Genomic DNA, 11,571 nt, shown 5'->3' with positions numbered 1-11,571 from the left:
TGGCCGGGGTGAGGTGGTGAGGTTGGTCTTATTGGTAAATGCTGTCGCTGTACTCTGCCAGCGTCAGTGCCGTGGTTCCCTGTCCGCCAGGCTGTTTGGCTGTGATCGTCCACTGCCCTGCGTCCAGTTCTTCCGACGTTGCTATGACATATCTTGAAGGTGACTGAATATCTTCTCCGTCATAAAGGTTTAGTTCTACGGCTGGTATTGCCGCAGTAAATCCGAACCGGGTATCAGCTCTCTGTGATGCAGGATAGCGTGCCGAGGTGTTACCGAGAGCGTCAGTTATCTGGACAAACATGCTTCCTGAGAAATTTATGCGCTCGCTGGTTTCGAAGTCGTTGCCCGACCTCGAGACGATATACCCGGCCTGCTGATTGGTGTCATAAGTATCAGGAACCTGAACCATGTCACCAATATTTACCCATTCCCCGTCAGCCATAGCTGTAATAGCCATGGTCATGCGCGAATATATGAGTCTCCTGCATTCACGGATAGCTCGCTCATCGGCCTGAAAACGGTTTCTGACATATAGCATCTCGAATTTCTTCGCTTTGACTGGAGCGCCTTCAACGATAGTGTTTCCAGACACCCTGTAGCGCACGAAATCCTGCTTGTTCGTGTCAGGATTACGGAACTGTACTTCAACGCCGTCATAGCCTCCTGGAAGTGTCATTTCATACGACAGTGAGTAACCGTCAGGCTTTGTGTTTGACCTGTTGAAAATCGTCGATGCTGAGGTTTTCCTTTCATCCCTTGAAAACGACAGGACTCCGTTATCGTCATACACTGACACGCTTGCGGCATCGCATATCGTTTCCATCCGAGAGCCGAGAGAAATGTCCTCATCATCGAAGGTGTAATCGAAATATCCGAGCCGAGGATCTATCGCATCTATCTTCGCCTGTATCTGGTACAGTCCAAATATGTCGATGCTTGATTCTGGCTGTTGCGCCACCACTAACCAGTTATGCAGCGCGATATCAGCAAATTTCCTTGAAGGCCTGATTGTGTAATCAACCTGCTGAGTTTCCATGTCGTAACTGATAACGTGCCTGGTAATCAGAGCGTTGTATTTCCTGTCCCGACCGCTGGTAGCATTTTCGGTAGCGCGAACTTTGATCATCACAAGCGTTTCTTCAGCATGAACGACGTTTGTTCTGATATTGACGGCATGGATTTCCTCTACCTGAAGTCGGCTGGCATCGCTACTGTTATCCGTTCTCTGGAATGAAATCGCATAACGTCCATACCCGGCCGCGGGAGTGAGCTTATCTGTCCGGTAGAATGTCTCTGACGTATGGTCATGCGGAGTTGTCTGCCGGTACGTAAACGTCTGATCAGTTCCCACAATCTGGTTATTGTCATCATCGACTTTCCAGATCGTCACTTTCCAGTTCGTCTCGCTGTTGCCGCCGAGTCCTGACTGCGTATGCAGCCATAACTGCGTTGAAGGAACCGGAGAGAAGAACGGGCCAACCATCAGCGCTGCGTTGTCATTTAGAATGAATTTTGTCGTGTTTATTGTTGCCGACTCAATAGGGACAGACGGCCCACTGAGGCGGTTAAAAGTGAATGTGTAGTAATAAACCGGATCGACAACCGCGCCGTCATTTGTCTCAACTGCACTGATGAGATTGGCAGAAAGCGTAATGTCCTCGGTCACCGTGCCGCCAGTCGTCTGATAGGAGATATTTATCGTGAACGTTACCGGGTGAGGAAACGTCAGATCCATGAAGTAATCGAAGTCTGCCTGCTTCTCGATTTTCATTGCAATCTGGCCGCCAGCATAAATCCCGCTAACTACGGTACTGGCAGTAGCGGATTCGATAGGAAAGTTACCGCTTTCGTTGACACCCGGCACTTCCTGCCCGTCTACGTCGTCGAATTGATATCCTTCATTCACGACAGGAATAGCATCACCTGGCTGATATACCGTGTAACTTGCACCGGCCATTGATCCGAGATTTGTCTCTGAGAAACGCACGGATGAGACGTCATATCGCCCGATGCCAAAGCACATCAACTCAGTGATGTATTTCAGGTTGCTGACATATTCAAACAACGATTCCTGCACCAGATCTGGATAAGCTCTTACCTGACCAAAGTTATCCGGTTTTGCCTCTCCGTTACGGGCAATGTTAGTTTGCCCTTTCAGGCTGTTGTTCGGCGATGTCTTGCTGTTGCCGCTTGCCGCATTAGTATTTGGCTTTGGCATTAATGCAGAAAGAACCTTCTGCGTGAATTTAATCGGATTCAGGTGCTCTAGCGGGTTGAGGATGGTTCCTATCAGGCCGCCACTTTTAGGCTGATCAAAGATGATTACCCGGTCATTTTCATTCAGGACAAATGCCAGTTCGTCGTCAGGTTGAAGCTCTATTCCGTTGACGTTGATCCTGATATCACGATGAAAACTCTCCTGCCCGAGCCACTCAGAAAAAACAGTTCCGGCATTAACTAAAGCTCTGTCTTTAGGCAGCCCTGGCACCCGCTGTATTTCGATCACCGGCATAACGATAAAACTCCACTTTGGTGAAAAGCTTCTGAATGGTGCGTATTGCGTCTTTCCTGACGTGTCCGTTTTCACCCCTGCTGTGCAGGACATGACCATCAATCACCAGACCAACGTGTACCGGCCTGCTGCCGATCCACGCGACGAATATTCCGCCCTCTGTGAAAGTCTCAGTCTGGAGCCAGTAGACGGCGTCAGTGCCATAGCAGACAGAAAAATCGCTTCCGTTTTCGTAATCCGGAGACTGACTGATTTCAATTCCGAGAACATGACGGTAATAAAGCAGAACAAGCCCCCAGCAATCTGCTTCTTCAAACGAGCAGGCACGGTTAACCCATGGGATTCCGATCACCAGGTCAATAAATTCGTCTTTAAACATTTTGCAGTCCAGGGTATTCCTCGACCGTATAGAGACGGCCGACATTACGGTTTAATGGATTGACGCGTGTAAGGCTGCAGGTGACGTCCTTGTCATCCATCGAGCAATCACTGACGTATAGCGTCCATGACTTGATCGCTGTGCTCATGTCAGCAGAATCGAATTGTTGATACGTCGCAGAGATTGGCGTGATACGCGAGTAGGATTTCCAGAGTTTGAGTTGCTGCTTGAAGTCCTGAGCAAGGCGACCAAACTTTACCGTGCAGTCAAGAATCGGAGTGTTGCTCTGCTGGCTTTCGGTTAACTCCATGCGGCAAGGCGTATAAACCTGACCGCCGAGCGTTTTGGGGAAAATCTGGTTGTTAACCAGGCGAACGTAGCCGAATGTCTCGTTGTAGAAGGTGATGGTTTCGTACAGGATCCTGTTCGGCCTCTGGCTCTGAAATTCTCGGAGTGTCGGCATTACGGTACCCTCGGAAGACTTTCCAGATCGCGGTCATCAGGATAACCGGTAACGATTATGTCCAGCCATGAAGCCCACGGCGGAGGAAGCTCAACAATAATGTCGTCAAAATCGTCATCGGAGTTAACCAGATTGCGAGTGATGACTTCACCGTTCCAGGTATAAACTGAGCCTGATTGCGACCATGTTGGCCACGAAAGGAAGTGTAATTCCTGCAATTCAACGCCTGCATCACCGCTTCCAGTACCGACCAGCATCGTAAACCATTGATTACAGTTATCCAGATAGTTTGGACTGCGTAGCCACTGCATAAACGCCCGATGCTGAGCCTGGGTGAATATCCACGTCAGCGAGAACCCGGTTTTCAGGTCATCAGTTAGCTTCTGGAATATCGGCGCGCCGACCGTTGGCTGGTCAACGCGAAAACCGGTATCCGTAGTCGGGGTCTTACTTTTTTGCGCCAGCGGTAGCCATTCAGGGTATGGAATAGGCATTTACCATTCTCCAGCCAATAAAAAAACCCGCCTAAGCGGGTATATTCAAACAACCTCAGATGGACCCCTCGGGGCATCGTATATATTGACATTCACGGCCTTAATGTCACCAGCACTCGTGATATTGAACTCAACGCCTCCTGGCACTTCCACTTCAATTAAAGATCCACCGACTGTCTCAACTTGGTATGTCACAGGTCGATTATGTTTCAATGCTGTCTTTTCACCCAACGGAAGTTCGATACTCCCTTTTTCGCCTGGTCCAATCTCCATTATTCCCTCGCCTTTCTTGGTGCTTGATGGTTATTCTGTATAGCCTGACTAATACGGCCCCCTTGGTTGATGTCAGCAACGATAGTATCAATCGTTATAGATCCATCATTATTAACTCTAGACTGTGAATCAACCGAAGAACTGGTATAGTTTTGGACGTTATTATATACGACAATTCCGCCTGAACTCCCTCCTGATATATCCTTATTGCTGATGACGCGCCCATTATCGCCGGGGATCATGTACTGTTTGCCGGTACTGGCACGGTAGATTTCTGGCATACCGCCCTCACCTACCTGGTACATGCTTCCTGCAGATACCGGACCGCCGTTTTTGCGCTTTCCGGCAAGTCCTCCTGCCATAGCAAGAGCTGCAACAAGAGCCGCAATGCCTATCGCCGCTGCGCCACCGAATGAACCAATAGATGCTACAGCCGCAGCAGGAGTCCATGCCGCCATTGTCGTGGCCGCTGATGCTGTGCTCGTTGCTGTCGTTGTTGCCAGTCCTGCGGCCTGCGCTGCGGTAGTGGTAGCGATAGCGCTTGTCTGGGCAGCAGACCCCATTACAGCTGATTTAACCCAGTCAATACCCATCTGGACAAAGCCATTAATCAGGCTGTTCAGAGCATTGCTGGCGAGCGATTGCATAGCCTCCTGCGCTGACATGCTTCCGGTAAGTATCCCGGTGAATGCGTTAGAGGCATTACCGGCAAGAGACTCAAAACCAGCAGCCAGCATCTGGTTTCCTGTGCTCTGGTTCTTCCAGATTTCCCACTGTGCCGCGATACGTTGCTGCTCATACAGAGTGTCGGCCTCATTACGCAAAGCAAGAGCGTTCTGGTGAGCCAGTAAACCCTGCTGCTCATACTGATTAATCAGCGCGATCTTTCTGGCATTTTCATTCGCAAGCTGCTGAACGGGATCAACACCACCAACAGCTTCCTGCTGCGGTGTCACTGCCTGATCTGCACGTATTTTGGCAAGGTTAGCTTGGTGCTCTGCCGCCATTCTTTCAGTAGAAATGTTGTATTCCTGAAGGTCTATTTTCCCGGCATTTAGCGCTGCCTTCAGGTTTTGCATGGAATCGGCATATGACTTATTTTCTGCCTGTTCCGGTATAGCCTTCAAAGCCTCGGTTACACCTTTAGCTGCAGATGCTGCGTCAATTGCCGCTGCCTTATACTCTCTGGCTTTTTTCTTCTGCTCATCAGTTGCGTGGGCACCTAATGATTGCTCAGCCGCCAGTAACTGCTGCTCGCGGCTAAGTTCGCTTGTAGAACCCGCAGCAAGCTCTGCCTGCTGTTTCAGGTTTGCCAGTTTCTGAGCAATAGACTCTTGCTGGTTTCCATATTTTGACGCCTCAGATGCTGCATCTTTGGTAGCGCGCTTGCTGTCCTGTTGTGCTTTTTTAGCATCAAACTCTGCAGCAGCTCGATCTCTTGCCAGTCTTACATCGGCATCACTACCACCAAGTTTCCTTATGTCTTGCTCTGCTCTAAGCTGTTCCCGTTTCCTGTCATTAAGTTCACTCTGAAGGTTTACCTGCTCTTGCTGCTTATCAAGGTATTCCTGAACATCCTTTGGTCTTTCCACTACCAGGCTACTGGCGTTAAATTTATCCTTCTCTTTAGCAGCAAAGTTAATCATGTCGCCAAGTTTTCCCATCATACCGGCAGCAACTCCAGCCTCTTCCCCATCCCTTCTGAGAAGATCAATGCCCTGACGCATAGTGCCATTCAGGGTTGCCCTGCCAATATTTATGCCATTTTGCGTCTGACTGAGTCTGTTCTGCGCTCTTTCGAGCTCAAGAGTGGCTACCGCAAGCTCATCCTGAGCACCTCCAAGTGCTTCTGCTGCCTGTCTTCCTCTGGTGGTATTAGTTCCCCAGTTATCAATTTCCCTTTGTTGGCGCTGAACCGCCGCCGTGGCGGCGTTGAACTTATCCTGTGCATCATCAACAGCATCATTTAACTCAGGCAACGTCTGACTCATCTTCGCGATAGAAGCTGAGAGCTCAGTATTCGACATTGTCTGGAATTTACTGCTTAACTCATTAACGCTGTCAGCGAGGTTATTAGCATTATCCCTGGCTTCTTTTGCTCGTTGTGAGAAATAGATAATCGCACTGGCGGCAAGCATTGCGGCACCAGCAGGGCCACCAATGAGAGACAAGCCACGGCTTAACAGGCTTCCACCAGCAACTAAACCAGACTGAGCCACTCTGTTTGCTGCTAGTGCTCGATTGTAGTTGTCAACAGCTCCAGCAGCCGCAACCCTTGCTGCAGAAAGCCGCTGTTCAGCTGCTGCTGAGTTTGTTGCGCTAATTGCCGACTGTTTTTGCATTTCTGCCAGTCTTATTTCATCAAGCGCACGCTCTTTTGCCACAGCCGCTGACCTTAGATCTGCTGCCGCTTTATTAGCTGAAGCCTGAGCCTCAAGAGCTTCTGCTGCAGCAAGATTTCTGGATGCTACGACTCCTTTTAACTTCTGTGCGGTCGCTAAAGTCAGCGCACCAACGTAACGGCTTCCCATTACAGCTGCCACAGCAGTCAATACGCCACTCAGCGCTCCAATATTTTCGCTAATACTCACAATCGCATTATTGAAGATTGCGACGCCAGTTTTTACAGTTGAGTTTTCACCGAAAAATTTGGTGATATTATTGCCAGCCGTTTGCATTGACTGGCTGATCGTCGCCGTTGTCTTCGCAAACTCTGCGCCGATAGCCGATCCCTGAGAAAGCAATCCGTTAACGATGACTTCCGTGGTCAGCTTTCCGTCAGCAGCGAGCTGACGCATCTGACCTATTGTCACGCCCATTGAATCAGCCAGCGCCACCATCAGGCGGTTACCGTTCTCATTCACTGAGTTGAACTCGTCACCTCGCAGCGCGCCGGATGCCAGCCCCTGGGATAACTGGATAATGGCGTTTTCAGCTTCCTGCGCGCTGGCACCTGATACGACAAAGCCCTGGTTGATGATGGTCGTCAGCCGGGCAATATCTTCAGTGCTCGTACCGTACTGGCGGGTTGCCCTCTCTAGGCGTGAATACAGTGACGCGGTTGCGCCAAGGCTGCTTCTCGTCTGCTGAGTGATGTTGAACACGCGCTCAGTGACGTCGATCAGCTGCTCATTAGGACGCAGGGAGTTAGCCAGTTTGTTGCTTAGGTTGGCCCATGCATCAGCGTATTCACCGATCTGTCGAGCTGATAATGCTGTAGCCAGTGCAACCGCGACTTTCGACAGGCCAGACATTGAACGCTCTGTGCCAGCTACCGCGCGGGTCGTGCCGTCAAAGCCGCTTTCCAGCGCATCAAGACGTCTGTTAACCTGCTGCTGCGCGCTGAGCAGGCCGCGCACATCCATGTCAATTTCGTAATAGATGTTCCCGACGTTCTCAGCCATTACATTCTCCCGGCAATATTATTCGCTGTTTCTTTTGGCTCTGCGTGCCGCCTGTTTAGCCAGGTACTGATCAGCAATGGTTTCGTACTCTTCTCGCGTAAATCCTTTTTGATCTGGATATTTGCTCGCCAGAAGTAACTGAAATTCAGTCATTGTCAGTTGTGATGCTTCAGCACGTGGCATCCCAAAGTGACTTCTCGCCGCGCTGATGTACTCGAAAGCATGGAAACCTGTTGTCGTTTCGTTGCTTTCGTGTCGCTGCAAGCGGCGAATTTTAGCCTTGCCTGAAATACCGTGCTGCATGAGGTGCTGAGCTATAACAATGATGTCGTTTTTGGACATTGAGCCAGGTCGGTAGACGACATAACGACTCCACCCTTTCCACTCGCCGATCATTGGTGTCAGGTCTTCGCTACAGCACGACTGCAGTACAAGCATGCTCACTGCAAGCAGCCTGTCATTGGACCTGCGCATCACAGGTGATAACCATTCTGGTACCTTGCCCATCACATCTGAGCAATCACTGATGATTTTGCTGAATTCGCTACCGTGGATAATGGCGTATGCGTGAACTATTTCTTCCGGAGTTCCGATGCTCATCATCGCTTCGAATGACGGCCGCAACAGATAGTCCTTTCCACCTTCAGCGCTGTCGCTAATCGCAACTTCGCCGATCTCAATTGATGCTGTCATGATTCATTCCGGTGAACGGGTATTATCAAGGGCAGCACGCTGCCCTTTGGAATAACCGTTAGCTGACGGTGACTGTGCACGCCGTTGACGTTGCTGTCTGAGCAGGTAGAGACGAGTCGGTAACTTCACAGGTATAAACCCCTGCATCACCAGATGCGGCACTGGACTTGTTGAATGTCGCTGTGGTTTGCCCTGATACCGTACTGCCGTCTTTCTTCCAGACGTAGGTGTAAGGGGAAGTACCGCCAGCAACAACAACCGGCATATTCAGCGCTGAACCGGTAGCGACAGATTTTGTCGGCGCCAGATCGGTAGTAAATGTCAGGGCATCAGCAGCAACCACTTCGATTGTGCTGGCGTCACCAACCTTGAACTCAGTGGAGAACGTAACGATATCGTTAGTTCCACCATCAGAGCTCAGAGCGGTGATGTTCATGTAACCGATGAATTCAACCGGGCCGTAGTCCATACGAACCCAGATACCAGGCTGCCGCTTGGCTTTAAGTTCAGCAGCAAAGTACTCAATAAACTTGCCGACACCGTACTGATCCAGTTTGTCTTTTTTGCGCACCTCACCTTCAAACGAGATGGTGAAATCGCTGTTGGTGATGATCGTCTCGACGTAGCCGCCGCCGTCATCAGCATCAGAAGTAACAGTGTTCGGGTTGAAGTCGAAGCCTTTTGACGTACCTGCCGCCAGAGACATCCAGTCACCATCTGCCGGTTTAACGTCCGGGCAGCCATCGGCAACTTCAAGCACAACCGCTCCACCGAACAGGCGTTCGTTTGAGTTCTGGCAATTAGCCATGTGAAACTCCTCTTTGACATAAAAGAAAACCCACCGTAGCGGGTCATTTGGTTGGAATGGCTATTCGCCGTAAGTGCAGGCGAACTGGAGTCGGAAGACTATTCGCCCTTCTTCTGTGAGCACCGGCGCTGGGATTGCGCCCATGTTCTGGATGTAGCCGACGCACTCGTCAGCCATGGGGTTAGCCTGGACGTAATCAATGATAGACTGAACAGCCTGCACCGTTGCAGCCCGCTTATCATTTGGCCCTATGACGTTTACCATCACGTAATACTCGGATCCGAGATCACTTCTGATTGGTGTGCCGTTATTCGGTGCAAACACGATAAATGCGTCTGTTGCCTTATTCGTGTCTTCAAAAAAAAGCAACTGAACAATGCGACCGGCTGTTAGCCCGGCATCCTGAAAAAGGTTTTTAACCCGCTCGTACATAGGAGGTGTCATACGAACCCTATAAAAAAAGGCCGCCGTGGCGACCAGTTTTGCTATTTTCTTCCATGATTATCATGGAACCCAAACTTCTTGCTAGCCCTCTGCCTTGCCTCTCTGGCTTCATCTATGGAGTCGAACCTTCCCAACTTGATATGCTTGCCATTAACTTGGATTCTGGCCTGGGTCCTACCACCATCATTAGGAATACAGACTCCAATAACTCCAGTTGAATTATGCGACGGCGTTTTTACATTCTTTCCATTTTCAGCATGACTAACAGAGCGGAGATTTTCGATTCTATTGTCTGTAGTTATTCCATTGATATGGTCAATTTCTTGAGGCCATTCGCCATAGATATATAGCCATGCCAATCGATGCGCGTAGTAACACTGTTTGTGAATACGGATTATTACATAGCCTATCGACATTACAGCCCCGGCCTGCTTACCAGAATATTTTGTGTTCCATATTTTCTGAGCGCGCAGGTCTTTGAAATGCTCAAGCGGCCTTGCTTTCCAGGTAAAATACCCGGATAAGGGATCGAAACACAGACATTGGCGTAGATAGTCAGCCGTCATATCTGATTTAGATACTTTCATATAAACCTCGTAGCTGGCTTACCGTAGATAGAAAGTTGTGCCAGAGCGGTCTACGTTCCGCCTCTTCGGGAGCTACCCTAGGCACTGTATAATTATACACTAACTATAGGGACAGTTCCTTATTAACGACGGCGTCAATATCTGATTTTCTACGCTCGCCAGCTTTCTCCAGGAATTTAGGCTCGCCTGATGGGTCCCAATAATTACCACCACCTTGTTTAGCTGGTCGCGGCTTGCCTTTAAGGGTCCCATTGGCCTCATGGACATAGATCGCATAGTTTGCTGAGTAACCAATTCGCCCAGTGATGCGAGTGCCGTTTACCATCACCTCCTGGAACTGGGAATTGATGAGTGTCGAGGTTGCTATTGGCGTCATTCCTGCAGCTTCTGGAGCCACAATTAGTAAAGCTGATTTGATGGCCCTTATCACCTTTCGACCATTAATGTCGCTGATCAGCTTATCGAGGTTGGTTTTCGCCTGCGGAATTCCTCGTATTCTGGCACCCATGGTTTTCTCCAGTCATTAAAAAAGGCCGCCGAAGCGACCTGTTTGTATTCATTAGAGTCTATGCGTGTGAGTTCTTTTCATCACAAATTCGCTGAGCTTCTTTCCTTGCTGAGACAAGGATATCTTCAGCGAGCGGTGCCTTCTGATAAAGACTGTGTACTGATAGCACAATAAATTTTTCATTAGGATTGTGCCATCCCCAACTGCGCTTGCCATGCTCATTTGCACTTGAAATTGCGCATATTTCCACGCTGCATCTATCTTCAGATATCTTTTGCTGCACTTCCCACATATCAACCTCGTCTAAGTTGCTCGTCATAATATTTGTGGCAGGCGGTGACGATACCGCTTTTCGGGAGCTACCCTAGCCACTGCGTTATTTTATCATACGCCAGTCAAAATGGCGTAATCATCAGCAGTACGCTCGAACGTATCTGCATAGCGAATAACCTGTTTCACCTCATCGGCGCCAGCAACAGCCGGGTCTGTTTCTGTCGATACGCCAATCAGCAGGTAATCACCCGTGGCGGCCTGTGATTCTTCCGTCCAGAAAGTGTTCTTGATGACAACCTCAGAACCGAGATCGCCAAGAGACGCCGATACGCCTGAGATTCTTTGCGATAAGCCGCCTTCGTAATCACAAAGGATAACTTCAGGGGCTGAATATCCAAGTGGATCGCCGTATTCGTTCTTTCCGAGTTTGCGCCAGATAGTCGCCTGCGCGGTATATGACCAGTTAGCAGCGCTCGACACTGGTCACTCCTTTGGCGCAGTAATGCGCTCAATCTCAAACCACTCTATATTCAGCGCATTGACCTGCTGACCTTTACCTACCGGCACGAAAAGCCCTATAGCATCGCCACATTCAAGCTGCAAATAACGCTCAATGACGATTGGTGAAACTACTGTCTCACTGAAGGTTTTAACCTCTCCAGCAACGCGATAAACGACCGTCACATTTAACGCGCTAACCATGCTTGTTACAGTTGCCATGTTTCACTCCTTC

Annotated in this window: 13 protein-coding genes; all 13 read right to left on the bottom strand. The window is 49.6% G+C overall.

Annotation, left to right across the window (positions count from 1 at the left end):
• Positions 1-28 precede the first annotated feature (28 nt).
• The 13 genes from GTGU_RS01570 to GTGU_RS01505 all read right to left on the bottom strand — a co-directional run bounded on the left by GTGU_RS01570 (position 29) and on the right by GTGU_RS01505 (position 11,558).
• On the bottom strand, positions 29-2,512 hold the full coding sequence (locus GTGU_RS01570; protein WP_038153702.1) for a host specificity factor TipJ family phage tail protein: 2,484 nt from the start codon (positions 2,510-2,512) through the stop codon (positions 29-31).
• On the bottom strand, positions 2,472-2,891 hold the full coding sequence (locus GTGU_RS01565; RefSeq protein ID WP_038153700.1) for an NlpC/P60 family protein: 420 nt from the start codon (positions 2,889-2,891) through the stop codon (positions 2,472-2,474). Before GTGU_RS01565 ends, GTGU_RS01570 begins: the two co-directional genes overlap by 41 nt.
• A complete protein-coding gene (locus GTGU_RS01560; protein ID WP_038153699.1) occupies positions 2,884-3,354 on the bottom strand; it encodes a hypothetical protein in 471 nt (156 codons plus the stop codon). The genes GTGU_RS01565 and GTGU_RS01560 overlap by 8 nt, the downstream gene beginning before the upstream one ends.
• Complete coding sequence (locus GTGU_RS01555; RefSeq protein ID WP_038153698.1) at positions 3,354-3,848, bottom strand: hypothetical protein; 495 nt, start codon at positions 3,846-3,848, stop codon at positions 3,354-3,356. Before GTGU_RS01555 ends, GTGU_RS01560 begins: the two co-directional genes overlap by 1 nt.
• 272 nt (positions 3,849-4,120) lie before the next feature.
• Complete coding sequence (locus GTGU_RS01545) at positions 4,121-7,525, bottom strand: tape measure protein (protein WP_038153696.1); 3,405 nt, start codon at positions 7,523-7,525, stop codon at positions 4,121-4,123.
• Between the two features lie 18 nt (positions 7,526-7,543).
• Complete coding sequence (locus GTGU_RS01540) at positions 7,544-8,218, bottom strand: DUF6246 family protein (protein WP_038153695.1); 675 nt, start codon at positions 8,216-8,218, stop codon at positions 7,544-7,546.
• 58 nt (positions 8,219-8,276) lie between these two features.
• Positions 8,277-9,026 carry a phage tail tube protein gene (locus GTGU_RS01535; protein ID WP_038153694.1) on the bottom strand — a complete coding sequence of 250 codons (750 nt, stop codon included), beginning with the start codon at positions 9,024-9,026 and terminating at the stop codon, positions 8,277-8,279.
• A gap of 60 nt (positions 9,027-9,086) precedes the next feature.
• Positions 9,087-9,470 (bottom strand): phage tail termination protein, encoded by a 384-nt coding sequence (locus tag GTGU_RS01530; protein ID WP_038153692.1) that lies wholly within the window; start codon positions 9,468-9,470, stop codon positions 9,087-9,089.
• Between the two features lie 41 nt (positions 9,471-9,511).
• Complete coding sequence (locus GTGU_RS01525; RefSeq protein WP_038153688.1) at positions 9,512-10,057, bottom strand: HNH endonuclease signature motif containing protein; 546 nt, start codon at positions 10,055-10,057, stop codon at positions 9,512-9,514.
• Positions 10,058-10,160: 103 nt separating this feature from the next.
• The gene (locus GTGU_RS01520) at positions 10,161-10,565 is read right to left on the bottom strand and encodes a hypothetical protein (RefSeq protein ID WP_038153686.1); all 405 of its coding nucleotides are present in this window, start codon (positions 10,563-10,565) and stop codon (positions 10,161-10,163) included.
• Between the two features lie 58 nt (positions 10,566-10,623).
• The gene (locus tag GTGU_RS25595) at positions 10,624-10,857 is read right to left on the bottom strand and encodes a hypothetical protein (protein WP_156963989.1); all 234 of its coding nucleotides are present in this window, start codon (positions 10,855-10,857) and stop codon (positions 10,624-10,626) included.
• Between the two features lie 92 nt (positions 10,858-10,949).
• Entirely contained in the window at positions 10,950-11,318 is a 369-nt protein-coding gene (locus tag GTGU_RS01510; RefSeq protein ID WP_038153684.1) for a hypothetical protein, read from the bottom strand.
• 3 nt (positions 11,319-11,321) lie between these two features.
• On the bottom strand, positions 11,322-11,558 hold the full coding sequence (locus tag GTGU_RS01505) for a hypothetical protein (protein ID WP_156963987.1): 237 nt from the start codon (positions 11,556-11,558) through the stop codon (positions 11,322-11,324).
• Positions 11,559-11,571 lie beyond the last annotated feature (13 nt).

The sequence above is a fragment of the Trabulsiella guamensis ATCC 49490 genome (assembly GCF_000734965.1).
GTDB lineage: Bacteria > Pseudomonadota > Gammaproteobacteria > Enterobacterales > Enterobacteriaceae > Trabulsiella > Trabulsiella guamensis.
The sequence above is the reverse complement of the archived record's forward strand: the minus strand, read 5'-3'. Positions and strand labels throughout refer to the sequence as shown.